The sequence below is a fragment of the Streptococcus gallolyticus subsp. gallolyticus DSM 16831 genome, assembly GCF_002000985.1.
In the GTDB taxonomy this organism is placed as follows: domain Bacteria; phylum Bacillota; class Bacilli; order Lactobacillales; family Streptococcaceae; genus Streptococcus; species Streptococcus gallolyticus.
Window position 1 is genome coordinate 1038737 of sequence record NZ_CP018822.1, and the last position, 20435, is coordinate 1059171.

The window sequence follows — 20435 nt, forward strand, 5'->3', positions numbered from 1 at the left end:
AAAAGGGGAAACGAGATGAAACGTGTGATTACCTATGGAACATTTGACCTTCTACATTATGGACATATTAATCTTTTGAAACGAGCTAAAGCTTTAGGAGACTATCTCGTTGTTGTTATCTCATCAGATGAATTTAATTGGAATGAGAAGCAGAAGAAATGTTATTTCAGTTACGAACAACGTAAAGCCCTAGTTGAAGCTGTTCGCTATGTAGATCTTGTCATTCCTGAAACAAGCTGGGAACAAAAAAAATCTGATGTCCATGAGTATCATATCGATACATTTGTAATGGGGGATGACTGGAAAGGTAAATTTGACTTTCTTGAAGAAGAAGGTGTAGAAGTTGTCTATTTACCGCGCACACCTGAAATTTCTACAACACAGATAAAAAAAGATTTGAATAAGTAAAGGGATAACCATGGAACCAATTGAAAAATTACATAAAATTGATTTAGAAATAGTAAAGAGTGTCATTAAAGTTTTTGAAAAATATGATTTAAAATATTTTATGCTTGGCGGTACGATGCTTGGTGCGATTCATCACGGCGGTTTTATTCCATGGGATGATGATATTGATTTAGGAATGCCTCGTAAGGACTATGAGAAATTTTTGAAAGTTGCAGAAGATGAGCTACCTAGTCATCTACAAATTGTTAACTATAAGAATACCCCATCATATCAATATTATATTACAAGGGTTCAAGATACAAACGTTAAGGTAATTGAGGAACGTATCGGTAATGACTCGAAGTTTACTTTTGCATCAATTGATATTTTTCCAATTGATGGTACCCCAAATAATAAATTACTTAGGAAAATATATTATTTTAGAGTATTGACCCACAGAGCATTAATGTCATTGCATTATAAAGATTCAATCGATAGGAAGCGAAAACGTGGAAAACTAGAAAGTGCTTTTCTTTGGGGAATGGAAAAAATTCCTTTTGAAAAAATAATTAATCCATATAACGAAAAAGAGAAAATTGATAGATTACTTTCACATCAAAATATCGATAATTCTAATTACATAGGTAATATCATGGGAGCTTATAGAACACGTGAGATAGTTCCAAAAGAATGGTATGGTGAGGGAACAAAATATAAGTTTGAAGATATTGAACTTATTGGATTTGATAACTATCACGAGTATTTGAAATACACATATGGAGATTATATGGAGTTACCTCCTGTGGATAGCCGTAAAACACATTATCGTTTAGAAAGTTTAAAGCCATAAAATGAATAAAAAATTTAATTCTTTTTTTAAGATTTTTAAAAAAGTAAACGGTGTCAATATAATAAAGCAGTATGTTAAAACAGGAGTTTTCTTCTTTGCAGTTTTCCAAATACTTTCTCAAGGATTCTCTAAGAAATCGTTAGAAATAGTTCGAAATTCAGTTGATAATAAAATTTTAAATAAACTTAGAAGAAAATATACACCGTATATTATTAAAAATAAGCAGAGGATTTTAAATAGTTCTACTAATCGTAAATCATCTGATAAAGTGTGGGTGATGTGGTTACAGGGAATGAGTAATGCTCCTGAAATAGTTAAAGTATGCTATAATTCCTTAGTTAATAATTTAACCGATAAAGATATTATTCTATTAACAGAAGAAAATTATAGAAATTATGTCACCTTTCCTGAGTTTATTCAAACAAAAATTGATAAGGGACTGATTGGAAAAGCTCATATGTCGGATTTGCTTCGTTTAGAGCTATTAGAAAATTATGGTGGAACATGGGTTGATGCTACGGTTTTTATATCAGATAGAAATATACCCGATTTTATTTTTAATTCGAATTTCTTCATGTATCAAAAATTGAAGCCAGCATTAGATGGTAACCCTTTGTCAGTTTCTAATTGGTTTATCACTTCAACAACAAATAATCCAATTTTAATGATGACAAGGGAGTTATTATATGAATATTGGAGAAAGCATAATAGTGCTATTCATTATTTTATTTTTCATATGTTTTTTCAATTAGTAGTTGAAAATTTTAATGATGAATGGAAAAAAGTGGTACCTATTTCAAGTGCAATGCCACATGTGCTTTTATTAAGGTTATTTGATAACTATGAAGAAGAAATGCTAGATGCAATTTTTTATCAAACATCAATCCATAAGTTGACGTATAAATTTTCTAAAGAAAAACAGAATCAACCAGATACATATTACCAAAAAATAGTAAAGGATAATAAATGAAAGCAAGAGTTATTGCATTTTACTTACCCCAATTTCATCCAACTGTAGAAAATGATAAGTTTTGGGGGAAAGGTTTTACAGAGTGGACTAATGTTGCAAAGGCTAAACCTTTATTTAGAGGTCATAATCAACCACGGATACCTGCTGATTTGGGATTTTATGATTTAAGAATGCCTGAAATCCGTGAAGAACAGGCTAAGTTGGCCAAGGAAGCTGGAATTGAAGGATTTTGTTATTGGCATTATTGGTTTGGAAATGGTGTTCGGACGTTAGAGCGACCTTTTAATGAAGTTTTAGAATCTAAAGAGCCAGATTTTCCTTTTTGTTTAGGCTGGGCCAATCATAGTTGGACAACAAAAACATGGGCCAAGGATAAAAGTAGGTCAGATGACACAATGATTTTTGAGCAAAAGTATCCAGGTGTTGAGGATTATAAGAAACATTTTTATGAAATTTTACCTGCGTTAAAAGATAAGAGATACATTACGGTTGATGGGAAACCATTGTTTTATGTTTGGGATCCAAATAATCTACCGAATCCTAAAGAGTTTGTCGATTTGTGGAAGAAAATGGCGTATGAAAATGGTTTGCCGGGAATGTATTTTGTTGCAAAGGTTGATCCACTTGGTACATTAGGTTTTGATAATATAAAAAATGTGGAGGAGAATTTTCAGAACGAATATCAGAAAATACTAGATGTTGGGTTTGACGCAATAAATTCTCATACTTTGAAATATGCTGAATTGAATGCAAATGGAAAAATAAAAAAAGTGTTTTATGCTTTAGTTAGGAAATATTTTTCATCGGTTTTTGTTGAGAAGTATAAATATAAAGATATTATTCGCTCTTTTAATACTAAGGAGGACTTTCAAGAAAATATTTATCCTCAATTAATCCCTGGTCGCGATCGATCTCCACGTTCCGGGAAAAAAGCCGTTATCTATTATGAAAATACTCCTGAAGAATTTAGAATAGCAGTGAAAAATGCAATTAGTTGTGTTGAAAAAAGAAATCCTGAGCATAGGATAATTTTCTTAAATTCCTGGAATGAATGGGCTGAAGGAGCTTATATGGAGCCTGATACTACTTATGGAAAGAGGTACATTCAAGTACTTAGAGAAGAATTAGAAGATGATGAATAAAAAAGTAAAAATTTCAATTGTTGTTCCCGTTTATAATCAGGAAAAATATCTTGATATTTCAATACCATCTTTGTTATCACAAACATATACTAATATAGAAATTATTATTGTAAATGATGGTTCTATTGATTCAAGTGATGAAATCATTGAAAAATATAGTTCAAATGACAATCGTATTAAAGTAATAGAAAAAAATAACGGTGGTTTAGTTGATGCAACAATTTACGGGATTAAAAATGCTACTGGTGATTATGTTGCATTTCTTGATCCAGATGATAGAGTTGATAGTGATTTCATAGAGAATTTTATCAACGAATTGACAGAAGGTGCTGATATTATTTCTATGGGATATTATTTAGATAATCTAGGAACTTTAACACCGTGCTATTTATATAAAACAGGTATATATACTGGTGAAAAATTAAAGGAACTGACTCGTAATTTTATTTATGAATCCGGAAATATATCTGTGTCAAATAAGATTTTTATTTCTAGATGGAATAAATTATATAGAGCAGAGTTAGTAAAAGAGGTTATAAAGGATTTTGAGGCTTGTAAAGACATTAGCTTAGGAGAAGATACAATATTTACTTCACTTGTTTTAAACAAGAGTAAAAAAGTAAAGGTTATTGAATACCCAAATTCCTATTTTTATAATATTGGAAATCAAAATTCAATGATGAATTCAAGTGACATTAGAGCGGGAATACAAAAAAGTAGGATTGCGTATAATAAAATAAAACAACTGTCTAATATTAGTGAAGATCAGGCATTAGCACTTTATTTTTTTTTAATTGAGAATTTATTCCAGAAAAAGAAAAAAGTAATGGATAAATCTTTTGATGAATTGTTTAAATATTTAAAAAAAGATACACTATATCAAAAAGCTCTAAGTCAGATGGTTATAGGGTGTTCAAATAAAATTAAAAAAATTGAACTAAATTCACGAAAATTATTAACAGGTAATCAATATATGTTCTGCTTTTCTACGTTGAGCAATATTAAATCTTTGGCTAAATTTTTTTTAAGAGAGATTCCTAGTAGGATACAAGATATTAGAAAGTCAGGCTTTTATAAAGCTTATAGGTTTGCTGAATATAGAAAAGATAGAAGGAACGCACGTGAAGATTTAATAAATAAACTTCCTATCGTTGAGCAAGAGGTATTACCTTTTTTGAAAAAATATGTCGGAAAAAGTACTCCGGTGGAAGAGACGGCTTTATCTAAGAATATTTTTGTTTTTTGGTGGGATGGTTTTGAAAGTGCACCAAATATTGTAAGAAAATGTTTAGAGTCAGTAAAAAAATATAATCCTGATTCAAATATTATTGAGGTTTCTAAGAATAATTTTGAAGATTATACAGATATTCATCCAGAAATACTTAAAGGTTTTTATAAGGGAGATATTTCAATCCAAACATTTTCTGATATTTTGAGATTTAATCTTTTAAAAAATAATGGTGGTGCTTGGATTGATGCAACAATTCTGTTCTTAGAAAAATTTGATATTTTTGAAGAATTGAAGGATAAATCATTTGCTACTATATCATTTACATCAAGTATGAATTTTTTAAAATATAAAAATGAAGTATGTTCTTGGTCGGGTTATTTTATAGCTTCAAGAAAGGGAGGTTATTTTGTAACTGTTATGAATGATTTGTTTGAAGAATACTATTTATTATATGGAAAATTTCCGTTTTATTTCTTTATTGATGCATTATTTGTCATATGTAAGATTAATAAAATTGATAATGATGTTCTATCAAAAACGAAGTTTGTCTGTGCAGATATGTTTTTATTACCAAAACTATATGATAAAGATTTTAATATTTACTCCTTAAAGCAATTAACAAAAATTCCTCAAAAACTTTCATGGTCTCACAAAGGAAATTCAAAATTAACAAATAGTTTTTTTAATCGCTTAGAATTATAGGGGATATTATGAAAGAATATATATTTAAAGTATTTCATCCGATAATTATTTTTAATAAACTTTCATGGTTAATAAATAAGAAAAAGCTAAAGAAAGTGGGGACACATGTGTCAATTGGACCGTTTTATGAATTTAAAGGTTCAAAATTTATATCTTTAGGAAACGGTGTTGTTGCCAGAAAATTTTTAAAACTACATGTTTGGGAAAGTTACAGAGGAAAAAATTTTTTCAATACTCCGAACTTATTGATTGGAAATTATACTTCATTTGGTGATAATTGTTATATAACCTGTGCTAATAAAATTGTTATTGGAAATAATGTGTTAATAGGTGACAATGTGTTTATAACTGATAATTTTCATGGAAGAAGCTCAAAGAACGAGTGTAATATACCACCAGCAGAAAGAGAACTTTGGAGTAAAGGACCGGTTATTGTAGAAGATAATGTTTGGATTGGTCGAAATGTAAGTATAATGCCGGATGTGACAATTGGTCGTGGTACGGTAATTGGTGCGAATTCTGTTGTAACTAAAGATATACCAGAATTTAGTGTAGTAGTTGGCTCTCCAGCAAGAGTTATTAGAAAGATTATGTAGGTTTTATGGTATGATAAAAATTCAAAAGAATGTTTTGATCGCTTTTTTGGCATTAATTATATTTTTTGAACCTACTTATATTTCTATTTTGCCTCATGAGGGGATCCTTTATAATATTTTGAAGCTTATTACAGCACTATTCATTTTTATATATTTTATAAAACGAAAAAAAACTTTATCTATCTCTCAGATTTTAGTATTAGTAGGTGAGTTAATAGTACTTATTTTTACTATTCTGAATAATGGTCAAATCGAGTCAGAATTTCTTAATTTTATAATGTTAGGCACCTTAGTTCTCTTAATAGAACTATATAGCGATGATTTTATTTCGCTATTAGAGGCACTTATGCTACACTTTGAATTATGTATCTATATTAATTTAGGTTCTTTAATATTATTTCCAGAAAGGTTATTTAGTCGTTCTAATGTTGCTTATGGAGCAACTTATGAATGGTTTCTTGGGTCGAGAAATAGTTTTATTAGTTGGTTGCTACCAGGCTTAATAATTGCTTTGATATACAGGTTTTATAAGAGAAAAAGTAAGCGTTGGTTATGCTTGGTAGTTGGAATTCTTGTTACACAATTATTCCAGACTTCATCAACTCTTATAGTTTCTTCCGCTATTATATTGTGCTTAGCTGTCATACCATATTTTAATCGTGTATTTAGACCAACTATTAGTTTTTGTGTATCTATGGTGATTCAGTTTGTGATTGTAATTTTAAATAATGTAAAATTTTTAGCTCCTATTGTAGAAGGTATTTTAGGAAAAAACTTAACTTTTACAAATAGGACTACGATTTGGAAGAATGCTATAAATCATACAAGTATTTTTAGAGGATATGGAAAATTACAATCAACTCAGGTTGCGGAAATTCTGGGTAATTTTGGTAATTATATTTGGAAGGGGGCTACACATGCACATAATCAATTATTAAATCTTGGATTTCAGGGAGGAGTTATTTTAGTAGTAATCACACTTATTATTTACTATATTGCATTTTGGAAATTAGAACATTTCTGGAATAATCCCATTGCTCGTGTGTATTCTTTTGGTTTGTTTGCATACATTATAGCTGGTTATACTGAGGTTACTAACCATTTATTGTTGCAGTTGATAGTCATTCTTCCATTAATTATCGAAAAAACAATTATTACTGTGGATGATAATATTCAATTTAAAAGGATTATTTTAAAATGATAAACTCTAAAAAAAATGTAATAAAAGGACTTTTTTGGACACTTTCAGAGAGATTTATGTCACAGATTGTTTCTGTAATAGTTACTATAGTTTTAACTAGACTATTAGCACCAGAAGATTATGGTGTGGTATCGATTGTTACTGTTATAATTACAATTTTAAATGTTTTCATGACGAGTGGTTTTAGTGCGTCATTGATTCAACAGGAAGATGTTGAACAGATTGATTATTCAACAGTTTTATATTTTAGTATTTTATTAGGTTTTTTACTTTATGTAGGGGTGTTCGCTATTTCTCCTATGTTAGCGGCGTTTTATAGTTTACCACAACTTGAATTAGTTTTGAAAATCCTAGCTTTAAAAATCCCTCTATCAGCTCTGAATTCAGTACAACAAGCTTATGTTTCTAGAAATATGTTATTTAAAAAATTTTTCATCTCTACAGTAACTGCGACAGTTGTATCAGGTATTATAGGGGTAGTAATGGCCTACACTAATTTCGGTGTATGGGCTTTAGTTGCTCAAGATTTATCAAATGTTGTAACTATAAGTGTGGTATTATGGTTTTCTGTGGGGTGGCGGCCAACATTACAATTTTCTTTTAAAAGATTAAAAATTCTTTTTGATTTTGGAATAAAAATATTTATTCAAACTTTGTTTAATACCATATACGCAAACATCAGAAGTTTATTGATTGGTGGATTTTATTCTCCTGCTGACTTGGCTTATTATACTAAGGGAAATCAATATCCTAACTTAATAGTAACAAATGTTGATACTGCTGTTAGTAAAACAATGTTTCCAGTTATGTCTAGAGAACAATCTGATTTGGATAGAATTAAAGTATTAACTAAAAGAACAGCTCAAGTTAGTTCCTATATAATGAGTCCAATTTTGATAGGTTTTTTCGTATGTGCTAAACAAATAGTTTCAGTTGTAATGACCGATAAGTGGCTTCCAGCAGTTCCGTATATTAGAATAATTTGCATATGCTTATTAATTAGGGCATCACAAACTGCAATTTTACAAGCAATAAAATCTATTGGTAGGTCAGATATTGTTTTAAAAATGGATATTCCTGTCAGAATACTGGCTTTGATCATTCTGATGTTTACAATACGTTTTGGAGTTATATATATTGCAATATCAGAAATTATTATAGAGTTTCTAGCTTTATTAATTTATTCATACTATTCCTCTAAGTTGTTAAATTACAGTTATTTAGAAATTTTTGGCGATTTCCTAAAAAATGTTATTTTAGCTGTAATTATGGGAGGAGTTGTATATTTTATTGGTGTTGCTAGTGGATTGAACATGTTGCTAACTTTGATAATCCAAATTGTTATAGGTGGGATTATTTATATTGTTTTATCGATCCTTTTAAAAAATGAAAGTTGGCTATTGTTTAATTTAACTATTAAAAAATAAATATTTAGATTCTTTATCATGAGTGACAGGATTTATACCTTAGTGAGAACAAAATTTGTTCTCACTTTTTGTGTTTAACGCATATTCTTATTCAAAAATAAAGTGATTCAGTTGTATAGTCCACATGGGGGATTCCTTTTGTAGGATTTATATTTTCTTCCCCATCGTTCGTTTTTTGTCTTTCTTTGCTAACTTCCTCCTCTTTTTCGTTGCTCTTTTGCCTAGCATATGTTATATTAATAGTAACGTATTGTAACGAAACTGTAATATTAATAGATAAAGGTAAGTGGTGGAAGTGATGGAAAATACTAATTCAAATAATCATCGATTGTTGATTCAGAAGTTGCTTGTTAGTATTCATTACTTGACACTTTTCAGAGATGAGATTGTTTTGGTTGAAAAGACTCCGTCATTGTTGGGGGCGTCTTTTTCGCCGTATGTGGTTCAATCAGAATTGGGTGAAATTTTGGCGGCTGTTGATGCGCTTTCTAAGCAAGAAAAATTGATTAAATCAACATTTTGGTATGATGAAGCATCTTTCAGATTGATGAATCATTCTTTGGATATTGTCGGTAATTGGATTCGTGGGATTGATAATGTTTTAGAAATCTGTGAGTCAAAATCTGTTTTTCAAGCGATTCTTGGTGATAAGCGCCAGCGTGTTTTTGGCGTGCTGATTGATGTTTTTACTTCAATTCGAATTACCAATTTATCAATCAAGGAAGAATCAGAATACCCTATTTTAGTTGACCCTCTGCAAGCGGTAGAATATCAAAAAAGGGAAACGAAAAAAGCCGAATTATTGGCTAAAATTGATGCCTTGACCCCTAGAAAATCAGAACAGAGTCTTGAAGTTGATAAAGACAAAGATGTCCGAGATGCTCCTATCCTTGAGAATAAAGAAGATGAGCTTGTAGCTGAACCGCAATCAGTTGAGCCAGAGGTTGACGAGGAAGAACCGTCTGATGATGTTGAAGAAGAGGTTGCTAGTGTTCAGCCTGAAGTTGCGGATGCTACCGAATCGGTAGCTGAGGTCGAAGAAGAGTTTAAAGAGACAGAGAGTGTATCTGATGCTCCTCTTGCTACGCTTCTTGATGAGGAAGAGTCAGAGCTTGAGCTTACAGAAATTAGTCGTGAGGCTGCTATCAAGCAATTCCGTCATTATCTTTTTGACCATAAAGGGATGATTTATGTTGCAGATGCTCAAGATGATTTAAAACGTGAAATCAAGTTTTACAATGCATTTGATCGTTTTGAGGGTGCTTTTGATGAAATATCAGATATTCTAGTTCTTATGGAAAAAATCTTAGAAGATTTGGAAGAACGTGACGAAGAAACATTTGATGACGAAGGAAACTTAACGAGTGAGCCAACAGAACCAATTTATCTTCTTATCTATGGGCAAAATCTATTAATGGAAGATAGTCGCTTTGAAAGTCTTTTATCAGAGCTTCAGCACTTTTCAAATCGTTCAGATTTACACATTTCAGCCTACAAGGCTTATGAATAAAAGTAAAAGAAGGTTATTTGATGCCTTCTTTTTATTTTTGGGTATTATGTCGATAAGTAGGAGATGATGCAGAAGTGCCTATAAAAGAGAGAAAAAGCTTGAAAGCACTTTTTGAAATTGCTATTATGCAACTTAGAAGTGGTGATTTAGAAATAAGTGAGAGTTTTGATAATTTTGGATGGTGTTAAATTTTAAAACTGATAGCGTTTTTGCAACGAAGTGTCCTTCTTGGAGCTGACGCTCAACATTTCTACGGTATGTTAGTGATAAATGTTTGCCTTTCGGTGTATAATAGTCTTGCATTTTAGAGTCCTTCTAATTGTTATTGTAGCGATTACAATTATATCTTTCTGAGATGTTTTTTTATATGCTCGACTGACTAATTTTATTTTAGAACTTCCAAACTTTAAATGATGTTAACGATAACAATCATTCTTACAAAACTAATTGACAATCATCTTAAAACGCGTTATAATAATAAAAATTTGAAAACCTTTAATTAAGTCCAGAGAGACTTTCAAGGTTACTGTAAAAAGAGTTTTAACTCTAATAAAAGGTATGAGTGTGCTTTGGTGTACTCTGCTTATTTTGCTGTAACCTTGCCTTCTGGCGAGGTTTTTTTGTGTGAAAGGAATGTTATGAATCCAAGTTGTAAAAACAAACCTTTGGTGTTGAAAGAAGATTTATTTATTGTTAGTCAAAGAGAGATTGCTCCACGTATTTTTGAGATGACATTATCAGGAGAAATGGTCTTGGATATGGCTCCTGGTCAATTTTTACATCTGCGTGTGCCTGACCCAAGTAAATTGTTACGTCGCCCAATTTCGATTTGTCAGATTGATAAAGTTAATAAAGTGGCAACGATTGTGTATCGTGTGGAGCGTGCAGGAACAGCGATTTTATCGCAAATGAAGGCTGGTGACCGTGTTGACACAATGGGGCCTCAAGGGAATGGATTCGATTTGTCGGTGGTGACATCAGGTCAAAAAGCGTTGCTAATTGGTGGTGGAATTGGTGTACCTCCATTGGTTGAGACAGCTAAACAACTCGCTGCTAAGGGTGTTGACGTCACTTCTGTTCTTGGTTTTGCCAATAAAGAGGCTGTGATTCTGGAAGAAGAATTGTCAGCTTATGGAAAAGTTTATGTCACAACAGATGACGGCTCTTATGGTATCAAAGGCTATGTCTCAACAGTCGTTGATGACTTGGTGCAAAACGAAACGTATGATGCGATTTATTCATGTGGTGCGCCAGGCATGTTAAAATACGTTGACCAAAAATTTGAAAATCATCCGCATGCCTACCTGTCAATGGAATCGCGTATGGCGTGTGGTATGGGAGCTTGCTATGCTTGTGTTGTTCATTTAAAAAATGCACAAGAAGCGGCTAATAAACGTGTGTGCGAAGACGGACCGGTTTTTGAAACTGGTAAAATCATCTTATAAGGAGGTCTTATGTCAGAAAATCGTTTAGTGGTCAGTCTCCCAGGGCTTGACTTGAAAAATCCAATTATCCCAGCGTCAGGTTGTTTTGGCTTCGGTCAAGAATATGCTAAATATTACGATTTAGATAAGCTTGGCTCAATCATGATTAAAGCGACAACCAAAGATGCTCGTTTTGGAAATCCAACACCGCGTGTGGCTGAAACGCCGTCAGGAATGCTAAATGCTATTGGTTTGCAAAATCCAGGTGTAGATGTTGTTTTGGCTGAAAAACTACCGTGGTTAGCGCAGCATTATCCAGAATTGCCGATTATTGCCAATGTTGCGGGCTTTTCAAATGATGAGTATGCTTATGTGTCTGAAAAGATTTCAAAAGCTCCAAATGTTAAAGCTATCGAGCTTAATATTTCTTGTCCTAACGTTGACCATGGTAATCATGGCTTGTTGATTGGACAAGTGCCAGAATTGGCTTATGCAGCAGTAAAAGCGAGTGTTGAGTATTCTGATGTGCCAGTTTATGTTAAATTAACACCGAGCGTGGCTGATATCACAACAGTTGCTAAGGCTGTTGAAGAAGCTGGTGCAACAGGATTTACCATGATTAATACTTTGGTTGGTATGCGATTTGATTTGAAAACTCGTAAGCCAATCATTGCTAACGGTACTGGTGGCATGAGCGGTCCAGCGGTTTTTCCAGTAGCTCTAAAACTCATTCGTCAAGTGGCGCAAGGTACGGATTTGCCAATCATCGGTATGGGTGGTGTGGATTCGGCAGAAGCTGCTATTGAAATGATGATTGCTGGTGCGTCAGCGATTGGCGTTGGAACAGCTAATTTTGCAGATCCATATGCTTGTCCAAATATTATTGACCGTTTACCAGAAGTTATGGATAAATACGGCATTGAAAATCTTGAAACCTTACGACGTGAGGTTAGGCAAGAATTACGTGGAAAATAAGCTCTGCTATTTTTCCGAAAAGTCAAGTAAGTTTTTGACTTTACCAGTAAAAAAAGATATAATATTAACAACTGAATAACCTTTAATTGAGTCCAGAGAGGCGAGAAAGGTTCGTGAAAAAAGAAGATAAAAAGTCTTTGAATGATGGGTGTTTGCTACCCTGCTTTTCGTGTAACCTCGCCCTTTGGCGAGGTTTTCTTTGTAGAAAAAGGAGAAAAAATGCACGAAAGTCGTCCGATTATTGCTCTTGATTTTCCGTCATTTGATGATGTGAAATCATTTCTTGCTTTGTTCCCTGCTGATGAAAAACTTTATGTTAAGATTGGTATGGAGCTATACTATGCAGCAGGACCAGAAATTGTCCGTTATGTTAAATCACTTGGACATTCTGTTTTTCTAGATTTAAAATTACATGACATTCCAAATACAGTCAAATCAGCTATGCGTGTGTTATCAAATCTTGGTGTCGATATGACTAATGTTCATGCTGCTGGTGGCGTTGAAATGATGAAAGCAGCGCGTGAAGGTCTTGGACAAGGTCCGAAACTAATCGCGGTAACACAGTTAACGTCAACGTCAGACGAACAGATGAAGGCTGATCAAAATATCCAAACAAGCTTAGTGGAATCTGTTTTGCATTATGCTAAGAAAGCAAACGAAGCTGGTCTTGACGGTGTGGTTTGTTCAGCACGTGAGGTTGCAGTTATTAAAGACGCAACTTCTGAAGATTTCGTTTGCTTGACACCAGGTATTCGTCCTGCGGGAGCTGCTGTCGGCGATCAAAAACGTGTAATGACCCCAAGTCAAGCTAGTGCCATTGGCTCAAGCTATATTGTTGTTGGACGCCCAATTACAAAAGCGGATGATCCTGTTGCGGCTTACAAAGCCATTTACGATGAATGGAATGCTTAGTATTGGAATACTAAAATTGTTTTAGGGTTGGTATGGAGTTAACAATGAGGCAATCTTACACAGCGGTTATTGATAGACCAATCGGTTATCAAGATAGATACGGGAATAACTATCCAATCAATTATGGTTACATTCCAAATCTGATTGGAGGTGATGGTGAGTGGCAAGATGTCTATATTATTTCAGAGAATGTCTCAGCTCCCCTAGAAGTATTCGAAGGGGAATTAGTAGCCATTATTCATCGTGCTGATGATGTGGAGACTAAATGGATTTTAACAACCGCTGGTGAAACAGTTACTTATGACCAAATAAAACAAGCAACCCATTTTTTAGAACAATATTTTACATCAACCATTGAGTTATTATAGAAAAGAGGAATATTATGACTTTAGCATCACAAATTGCATCAGATTTGCTTGATATTCGAGCTGTTTACTTGAAACCAAACGATCCATTTACTTGGGCATCTGGTATTAAATCACCAATTTACACAGATAATCGTGTGACGCTTTCATATCCTGAAACGCGTACATTGATTGAAAATGGTTTTGTTGAAAAAATCAAAGAAGAATTTCCTGAAGTAGAAGTGATTGCAGGGACAGCAACAGCAGGAATCCCTCACGGTGCGATTATTGCTGACAAGATGAATCTTCCATTTGCTTACATTCGTAGCAAACCAAAAGATCACGGAGCTGGTAATCAAATCGAAGGTCGTGTGACAAAAGGTCAAAAAATGGTCGTCGTTGAAGACCTTATTTCAACTGGTGGCTCTGTACTAGAAGCTGTTGCAGCAGCAGAACGTGAAGGTGCTGATGTCATCGGAGTTGTGGCTATCTTTACTTATGAATTGCCTAAAGCAACTGAAAACTTTGAAAAAGCAGGTGTTAAATTGGTGACACTTTCTAACTATACTGAATTAATCAAAGTTGCTAAGGTGCAAGGTTATATCACAGCTGACGACCTTCAATTACTACATAAATTTAAAGAAAATCAAGAAACTTGGCGTGATTAATCAAGTTTAGTATTTGGCTACTAAAGTAAAATTGCTTTAGTGGCTTTCTTGGTTTAAAGGATGAAAGGAGTAAAAAAGATGAAACTTTCTTGTACATTTGAAGATAATATTTTGCCAGACGCTTATGCTAAGAAAGCAAAGGTACAAGTAAAGGGAAATGCAGTGATTTCTTTTCCGTTTACGATTGAAGATGTTCCTGAAAAGACGAAAAGTTTTGCATGGACATTTGTTGATTATGATTCTATTCCTGTCTGCGGTTTTGCTTATATTCATTGGGTTGTTGCCAATGTTTCAGCTGACGTAACAGTGATTTCAGAAGATTTTTCACGTCTAGACAACAAGCATGCACATGGCAAGAATAGCTTAGTTAGTAAATTACTAAATGAGGATTACTCAGACATTGACGAAGGGTATATGGGACCATATCCACCTGATAAAGACCATATTTATACCCTTACAGTTTATGCACTAGATTGTGAATTACCATTGGCAAATGGTTTCTACATGAATGAGCTATTGCATGCTATGGAAGGACATGTGTTAGCAAAAGAAAAACTAGATTTAGTAGGGAAATACTAAGATAAAAAGGAGTAAACATGCAACATTCAACTTGGCATGAGTTAATCAAAAAAGAATTGCCAGAGCATTATTTTGGCAAGATAAATCAATTTATGGATTATGTTTATCAGCAGGAGTTGATTTACCCACCACGTGAGAAAGTTTTTAATGCCATTCAGACCACTCCGCTAGAGGACGTTAAGGTGGTGATTATTGGTCAAGATCCTTATCATGGACCTAATCAGGCACAGGGATTGTCATTTTCTGTCCCAGAGAATATTCCTGCACCACCGTCTCTTCAAAATATTCTTAAAGAATTATCAGATGATTTAGGACAACGTGACCATCATGATTTGACACCATGGGCACAGCAAGGGGTGTTGCTTCTAAATGCGTGTTTGACGGTTCCTGCAGGACGTGCTAATGGTCATGCAGGACAGATTTGGGAGCCTTTTACAGATGCTATCATTAAAGTAGTCAATCAAAAGGAAACGCCAGTTGTCTTTATTCTTTGGGGTGGATATGCTCGTAAGAAAAAGGCGTTGATTACTAATCCAATTCATCATGTCATTGAAAGTGCACACCCAAGTCCACTTTCAGCATATCGTGGTTTCTTTGGTAGCCACCCTTTTTCGCGAGCAAATGCTTATTTAACTCAAGACGGGCTTGAAGCAATCGATTGGTTAAAATAATAGGAAAAACAGATGATTTATTTTTTAGCAAGTAATCTCATCATTTATGAAAAAAGACGTCTTAATCCCGCAAATGCTTTTGTTAATCTTTTGAAAGAACACCTGCCTAGCAAGTTTAGCGCTCTTTTTGTATGTTCGGATCCGAACGATAACACGTTTACAGATCAATATGCTGCTGATGTAAAAACGGCTTTTGAAGCCGAAGGCATGACATTTGAAAAATATACGGTGCTGGATAATCGAACGACAAATCAGGCTTCCAGCTTGGTAGCTGAGGCGGACTTGATTTTCTTAGCGGGTGGGCATGTGCCTACACAGAATGCTTTTCTGAATTCAGTTGGTATGCGTGAACTGCTGCAAAGCAGCGATAAACTTGTCATCGGCTCAAGTGCAGGTTCTATGAATGCGGCGGAGCTTGTTTATGCACAACCAGAAGAAGCTGGCGAAGCGATTTCAAAAGATTATCAGCGTTTTTTAGCTGGTCTTGGAATTACCCAAGTCCAGTTAATTCCACACTATCAAGAAACAAAGCATCATATACTTGATGGGCTTCGTGTTTTCGAAGATATTACTTATCCAGATAGTAATGGGCGCTGTTTTTATGCCATTTGTGACGGTAGTTTTCTGTATGGGAATGGAACTGTTGAAACGATTTACGGTGAAGCTTACCGTATCAAAAATGGCGCATTGTCGCAGATAAATGCTGAAAATGAAACTTATCAATTTAGAAAGTGAGTTTAGTATGTTATTAATTAAAAATGGTCGTGTTGTTGATCCAAAATCTGGCTTTGATCAGGTTGCAGATGTTCTTGTTGACGGCAAAAAAATTATTAAAATTGCTGATTCGATTGAAGAAGCTAGCGCTGAAATCATTGATGCGACAGGGCTTGTTGTAGCACCTGGTTTGGTTGATATTCATGTGCATTTTCGTGAACCAGGGCAAACACACAAAGAGGATATTCACACAGGTGCTCTTGCAGCTGCAGCTGGTGGTTTCACTTCTGTTGTTATGATGGCAAATACCAATCCAACGATTTCAGATGTAAAAACACTAAAAGAGGTTTTAGCGAGTGCTGCTAAGGAAGATGTGCATGTTTACACAAATGCAACTGTAACGAAAAACTTTGACGGTCAACACTTGACTGATTTTAAAGCCCTTCTTGAAAATGGTGCACTCAGTTTTTCAGATGACGGTATTCCGCTTCAAAGCACGAAAGTATTGAAAGAAGCGCTAGATTTGGCGAAAGCGAACAATACTTTTGTTGCCGTTCACGAAGAAGACCCTGAATTGAATGGTATTCTTGGGTTTAATGAGCATATTGCACGTGATAAATTCCATTTTTGTGGGGCAACAGGTGTGGCAGAATACAGCATGATTGCGCGTGATGTCATGATTGCTTACGACCGTGGCGCGCATTTGCATATCCAACATTTATCAAAAGCAGAATCTGTTAAGGTGGTCGAATTCGTTCAACAACTTGGTGCCAATGTTACTGCTGAAGCAGCGCCACAGCATTTCTCAAAAACAGAAGATTTGCTGTTAATTAAGGGCTCTGCAGCTAAGATGAATCCACCACTTCGTACCGAAAAAGACCGTTTAGCTGTTATCGAAGGTTTGAAATCTGGTGTCATTTCAGTGATTGCTACTGACCATGCACCACATCACGCAGATGAGAAAAATGTTGATGACATCACAAAAGCCCCATCAGGTATGACAGGACTTGAAACATCATTGTCACTTGGTTTGACGAATTTAGTAGCGACAGGTGATTTAACTTTGTCTGAATTATTGGCTAAAATGACGATTAATCCGTCATCAATGTACGATTTCGATGCAGGGTATTTGGCGGAAAATGGTCCTGCGGATATCGTTATTTTCGCAGATAAGGAAGAACGTATTGTATCAGACCATTTTGCTTCGAAAGCATCAAATTCACCATTTATCGGTGAAAAATTACAAGGTGTTGTTAAATATACCATCTGTGACGGTAAAATTGTTTACCAAGCGTCATAAAAAAAGCGGACTAGTTTTTCTAGTCCACTTTTTGTTTGCTTAAATTTAATCCCCAAGGAACAAGGTTTTCTTCATGTTTTCGAATGCGTGTGATATTGTCTTTGTGTCTAATAATGATAATACTTGCGATTAACACGATAATTAGCGTAAAGGGCAAATCGTAGTGTGGTAACAAAAAACCAAATGCTGGAAAGATAAGGACACTAACAACAGCCACAGCAGCAGCGACAACACTTGATAAGGAAATCATGCTAAAGAGATACAATGTTCCAACAAATATAATCAATAAATAAAGTAGGAACATTGGTGCAAATCCCAAAAGCACACCAGCACTAGTCGCCACAGCTTTACCACCTTTAAATTTGGCAAAAATCGGGAACGTATGTCCGATAATAGCAAAAAGTCCGATCAATATCGGAGATACTGCCGTAACACCGAGAATATGCGGAAGTAATGTGGCTACCGTTCCTTTTAACATATCAATGATAAACGTCACCGTACCAGCTTTTGGTCCTAGGACACGAAAAGTATTAGTTGTTCCTGTATTACCACTGCCGTGTTCTCTTAAATTGACATGGTAAAAGAATTTTCCAATCCATAATCCTGTTGGAATAGATCCTAATAAATATGCAATCACAATCAAAACTAAAATTTTCATGTTTTCATTATATCATATTCAAGTTGGGATAGAAGAAAAATTTGAAAAATAAATAACTTGATTATTCAAAGTAAAACAATGGTAGCGTTTTAAAAATTTACAGTAAAATGAGTGAAAAAAGGCAAAATGACGTGCAAAATCGTCAGAATTTTTGATTTTTTTTTGCAAAAATCAGAAAAAACTTGTAATATAAAAAAGATGAACTATTTGGAGGTCACTTTTGGCTAAAAAAGAAATTAATGTAAATAATTATAATGACGATGCGATTCAGGTCTTGGAAGGATTAGATGCTGTTCGTAAACGTCCAGGGATGTATATCGGTTCAACAGATGCGACTGGTCTTCATCACTTAGTTTGGGAAATTGTCGATAATGCTGTCGATGAGGCGCTTTCTGGTTTTGGTAATCAGATTGACGTGATTATCAATTCTGACGGTAGTGTGACAGTTAGTGACCAAGGACGTGGAATGCCAACTGGTAAGCACGCTATGGGGATTCCAACAGTTGAGGTTATCTTTACCGTTCTCCACGCAGGTGGTAAATTCGGTCAAGGTGGCTATAAGACATCTGGAGGTCTGCATGGAGTAGGTTCTTCGGTTGTTAATGCGCTTTCTAGCTGGCTTGAAGTTGAAATCACACGTGACGGTGCCGTTTACAAGCAACGTTTTGAAAATGGTGGGAAACCAGTTACTACGCTTAAAAAAATCGGTACAGCACCAAAATCAAAATCAGGGACAAAAGTCACTTTTATGCCTGATGACACAATTTTTTCGACAATTGATTTTAAGTTTAACACGATTGCTGAGCGCTTGAAAGAATCTGCTTTCTTGCTTAAAGATGTGACATTGACTTTGACAGATAATCGTCCAGAAGAAGCAGAACATTTGGAATTTCATTATGAAAATGGGGTTCAAGATTTTGTTGAGTACCTCAATGAAGATAAGGAAACGTTGACACCAGTTATTTCAGTTACAGGTGAAGACCAAAATTTCCAAGTTGAAGTCGCTCTCCAATATAACGACGGTTTTTCTGATAATATCCTTTCTTTTGTTAACAATGTTCGTACAAAAGACGGTGGTACGCATGAAACTGGTCTAAAATCAGCTATTACTAAGGCAATGAATGATTATGCTCGTAAGTCTGGTTTGCTGAAAGAAAAAGATAAGAATTTAGAAGGTTCTGATTACCGTGAAGGCTTGTCAGCGGTGCTTTCAATTCTTGTGCCAGAAGAACATTTACAATTTGAAGGGCAAACCAAAGACAAACTTGGAAGCCCATTAGCACGTCCGATTGTTGATGGAATCGTTTCTGAAAAATTAACGTATTTCCTTTTAGAAAACGGCGAAATTGCTTCAAACCTTGTTCGCAAAGCAATTAAAGCGCGTGATGCCAGAGAAGCAGCGCGCAAGGCGCGTGACGAATCACGTAACGGTAAGAAAAATAAAAAGGATAAGGGCTTGCTTTCTGGTAAATTAACGCCAGCACAGTCTAAGAATCCTAAGAAAAACGAATTATATCTGGTCGAAGGGGATTCTGCCGGTGGTTCAGCTAAACAAGGTCGTGACCGCAAATTTCAAGCGATTCTACCATTGCGTGGTAAGGTGTTGAATACGGCAAAAGCCAAGATGTCTGACATTGTAAAAAACGAAGAAATCAATACCATGATTTACACAATTGGTGCGGGCGTTGGTGCAGAATTTAACGTTGAAAATTCTAACTACGATAAGATTATTATCATGACCGATGCCGATACCGACGGTGCTCACATTCAAACGCTTTTATTAACGTTCTTTTATCGTTATATGCGTCCGCTAGTTGAGACTGGACACGTCTATATTGCCCTTCCACCTCTTTATAAAATGTCAAAAGGTAAAGGCAAGAAAGAGCAAGTGGAGTATGCTTGGACAGATGGCGAGTTAGAAGAATTACGTCAAAAATTTGGTAAAGGTGCTCAGCTACAACGTTACAAAGGTCTTGGGGAAATGAATGCTGACCAACTTTGGGAAACAACCATGAATCCAGAAACACGCACCTTAATTCGTGTAACAATTGAAGACTTAGCACGTGCCGAACGCCGTGTCAATGTCCTCATGGGCGACAAAGTTGAACCACGCCGTAAATGGATTGAGGACAACGTCAAATTCACTCTAGAAGAAAATACGGTGTTTTAATCAG

20 protein-coding genes are annotated in these 20435 nt (G+C 34.7%); 19 read left to right on the top strand and 1 reads right to left on the bottom strand.

Annotated elements, in window-relative coordinates:
* Positions 1–15: 15 nt before the first annotated feature.
* The 18 genes from tagD (at position 16) to BTR42_RS05455 (ending at position 17603) form a co-directional block, all read left to right on the top strand.
* Positions 16–408 (top strand): glycerol-3-phosphate cytidylyltransferase, encoded by a 393-nt coding sequence (gene tagD / locus BTR42_RS12890; protein WP_043878653.1) that lies wholly within the window; start codon positions 16–18, stop codon positions 406–408.
* A gap of 10 nt (positions 409–418) precedes the next feature.
* Positions 419–1237, top strand: a complete 819-nt coding sequence (locus BTR42_RS05375) for a LicD family protein (protein ID WP_077496730.1) — start codon at positions 419–421, stop codon at positions 1235–1237.
* A gap of 1 nt (position 1238) precedes the next feature.
* Positions 1239–2207 (top strand): capsular polysaccharide synthesis protein, encoded by a 969-nt coding sequence (locus BTR42_RS05380; protein WP_009854066.1) that lies wholly within the window; start codon positions 1239–1241, stop codon positions 2205–2207.
* A complete protein-coding gene (locus BTR42_RS05385) occupies positions 2204–3349 on the top strand; it encodes a glycosyltransferase WbsX family protein (protein ID WP_009854067.1) in 1146 nt (381 codons plus the stop codon). The genes BTR42_RS05380 and BTR42_RS05385 overlap by 4 nt, the downstream gene beginning before the upstream one ends.
* The gene (locus BTR42_RS05390; protein WP_077496732.1) at positions 3339–5282 is read left to right on the top strand and encodes a capsular polysaccharide synthesis protein; all 1944 of its coding nucleotides are present in this window, start codon (positions 3339–3341) and stop codon (positions 5280–5282) included. Before BTR42_RS05385 ends, BTR42_RS05390 begins: the two co-directional genes overlap by 11 nt.
* Before the next feature lie 8 nt (positions 5283–5290).
* Complete coding sequence (locus BTR42_RS05395) at positions 5291–5878, top strand: acyltransferase (RefSeq protein WP_077496734.1); 588 nt, start codon at positions 5291–5293, stop codon at positions 5876–5878.
* Positions 5879–5888: 10 nt separating this feature from the next.
* The gene (locus BTR42_RS05400; protein ID WP_009854069.1) at positions 5889–7079 is read left to right on the top strand and encodes an O-antigen ligase family protein; all 1191 of its coding nucleotides are present in this window, start codon (positions 5889–5891) and stop codon (positions 7077–7079) included.
* A complete protein-coding gene (locus tag BTR42_RS05405; protein ID WP_009854070.1) occupies positions 7076–8506 on the top strand; it encodes a lipopolysaccharide biosynthesis protein in 1431 nt (476 codons plus the stop codon). The genes BTR42_RS05400 and BTR42_RS05405 overlap by 4 nt, the downstream gene beginning before the upstream one ends.
* Positions 8507–8804: 298 nt before the next feature.
* The gene (locus BTR42_RS05410; protein ID WP_012961890.1) at positions 8805–10016 is read left to right on the top strand and encodes a hypothetical protein; all 1212 of its coding nucleotides are present in this window, start codon (positions 8805–8807) and stop codon (positions 10014–10016) included.
* A gap of 638 nt (positions 10017–10654) precedes the next feature.
* Positions 10655–11461, top strand: a complete 807-nt coding sequence (locus BTR42_RS05415) for a dihydroorotate dehydrogenase electron transfer subunit (RefSeq protein WP_012961894.1) — start codon at positions 10655–10657, stop codon at positions 11459–11461.
* 9 nt (positions 11462–11470) lie between these two features.
* The gene (locus tag BTR42_RS05420) at positions 11471–12415 is read left to right on the top strand and encodes a dihydroorotate dehydrogenase (protein WP_012961895.1); all 945 of its coding nucleotides are present in this window, start codon (positions 11471–11473) and stop codon (positions 12413–12415) included.
* A gap of 219 nt (positions 12416–12634) precedes the next feature.
* Complete coding sequence (gene pyrF / locus BTR42_RS05425; protein WP_012961896.1) at positions 12635–13327, top strand: orotidine-5'-phosphate decarboxylase; 693 nt, start codon at positions 12635–12637, stop codon at positions 13325–13327.
* Positions 13328–13371: 44 nt separating this feature from the next.
* Complete coding sequence (locus tag BTR42_RS05430) at positions 13372–13695, top strand: inorganic diphosphatase (protein WP_043878554.1); 324 nt, start codon at positions 13372–13374, stop codon at positions 13693–13695.
* Between the two features lie 14 nt (positions 13696–13709).
* The gene (gene pyrE / locus BTR42_RS05435) at positions 13710–14339 is read left to right on the top strand and encodes an orotate phosphoribosyltransferase (RefSeq protein WP_003064536.1); all 630 of its coding nucleotides are present in this window, start codon (positions 13710–13712) and stop codon (positions 14337–14339) included.
* A gap of 78 nt (positions 14340–14417) precedes the next feature.
* A complete protein-coding gene (locus BTR42_RS05440; protein ID WP_043878555.1) occupies positions 14418–14918 on the top strand; it encodes a YbhB/YbcL family Raf kinase inhibitor-like protein in 501 nt (166 codons plus the stop codon).
* Between the two features lie 17 nt (positions 14919–14935).
* Positions 14936–15589, top strand: a complete 654-nt coding sequence (locus BTR42_RS05445) for a uracil-DNA glycosylase (protein WP_003064542.1) — start codon at positions 14936–14938, stop codon at positions 15587–15589.
* A gap of 12 nt (positions 15590–15601) precedes the next feature.
* The gene (locus BTR42_RS05450; protein ID WP_077496736.1) at positions 15602–16324 is read left to right on the top strand and encodes a Type 1 glutamine amidotransferase-like domain-containing protein; all 723 of its coding nucleotides are present in this window, start codon (positions 15602–15604) and stop codon (positions 16322–16324) included.
* Between the two features lie 7 nt (positions 16325–16331).
* Positions 16332–17603, top strand: a complete 1272-nt coding sequence (locus BTR42_RS05455) for a dihydroorotase (RefSeq protein WP_012961900.1) — start codon at positions 16332–16334, stop codon at positions 17601–17603.
* Between the two features lie 19 nt (positions 17604–17622).
* On the opposite strand, the gene plsY is transcribed toward BTR42_RS05455, so the two are convergent.
* Complete coding sequence (gene plsY, locus BTR42_RS05460; protein WP_077496738.1) at positions 17623–18261, bottom strand: glycerol-3-phosphate 1-O-acyltransferase PlsY; 639 nt, start codon at positions 18259–18261, stop codon at positions 17623–17625.
* A gap of 220 nt (positions 18262–18481) precedes the next feature.
* On the opposite strand from plsY, the gene parE reads away from it, so the two are divergent.
* Positions 18482–20431 (top strand): DNA topoisomerase IV subunit B, encoded by a 1950-nt coding sequence (gene parE / locus BTR42_RS05465; protein ID WP_009854080.1) that lies wholly within the window; start codon positions 18482–18484, stop codon positions 20429–20431.
* The last annotated feature ends 4 nt before the right edge of the window (positions 20432–20435 follow it).

Coding starts and splice junctions, on each gene's coding strand:
- pyrE (WP_003064536.1), top strand. CDS start 13,710: ATGACTTTAGCATCACAAATTGCATCAGATTTGCTTGATATTCGAGCT.
- BTR42_RS05430 (WP_043878554.1), top strand. CDS start 13,372: ATGAGGCAATCTTACACAGCGGTTATTGATAGACCAATCGGTTATCAA.
- plsY (WP_077496738.1), bottom strand. CDS start 18,261: ATGAAAATTTTAGTTTTGATTGTGATTGCATATTTATTAGGATCTATT.
- pyrF (WP_012961896.1), top strand. CDS start 12,635: ATGCACGAAAGTCGTCCGATTATTGCTCTTGATTTTCCGTCATTTGAT.
- BTR42_RS05450 (WP_077496736.1), top strand. CDS start 15,602: ATGATTTATTTTTTAGCAAGTAATCTCATCATTTATGAAAAAAGACGT.
- BTR42_RS05410 (WP_012961890.1), top strand. CDS start 8,805: ATGGAAAATACTAATTCAAATAATCATCGATTGTTGATTCAGAAGTTG.
- BTR42_RS05385 (WP_009854067.1), top strand. CDS start 2,204: ATGAAAGCAAGAGTTATTGCATTTTACTTACCCCAATTTCATCCAACT.
- BTR42_RS05440 (WP_043878555.1), top strand. CDS start 14,418: ATGAAACTTTCTTGTACATTTGAAGATAATATTTTGCCAGACGCTTAT.
- BTR42_RS05415 (WP_012961894.1), top strand. CDS start 10,655: ATGAATCCAAGTTGTAAAAACAAACCTTTGGTGTTGAAAGAAGATTTA.
- BTR42_RS05400 (WP_009854069.1), top strand. CDS start 5,889: ATGATAAAAATTCAAAAGAATGTTTTGATCGCTTTTTTGGCATTAATT.
- BTR42_RS05420 (WP_012961895.1), top strand. CDS start 11,471: ATGTCAGAAAATCGTTTAGTGGTCAGTCTCCCAGGGCTTGACTTGAAA.
- BTR42_RS05395 (WP_077496734.1), top strand. CDS start 5,291: ATGAAAGAATATATATTTAAAGTATTTCATCCGATAATTATTTTTAAT.
- BTR42_RS05405 (WP_009854070.1), top strand. CDS start 7,076: ATGATAAACTCTAAAAAAAATGTAATAAAAGGACTTTTTTGGACACTT.
- tagD (WP_043878653.1), top strand. CDS start 16: ATGAAACGTGTGATTACCTATGGAACATTTGACCTTCTACATTATGGA.
- BTR42_RS05390 (WP_077496732.1), top strand. CDS start 3,339: ATGATGAATAAAAAAGTAAAAATTTCAATTGTTGTTCCCGTTTATAAT.
- BTR42_RS05455 (WP_012961900.1), top strand. CDS start 16,332: ATGTTATTAATTAAAAATGGTCGTGTTGTTGATCCAAAATCTGGCTTT.
- BTR42_RS05380 (WP_009854066.1), top strand. CDS start 1,239: ATGAATAAAAAATTTAATTCTTTTTTTAAGATTTTTAAAAAAGTAAAC.
- BTR42_RS05445 (WP_003064542.1), top strand. CDS start 14,936: ATGCAACATTCAACTTGGCATGAGTTAATCAAAAAAGAATTGCCAGAG.
- BTR42_RS05375 (WP_077496730.1), top strand. CDS start 419: ATGGAACCAATTGAAAAATTACATAAAATTGATTTAGAAATAGTAAAG.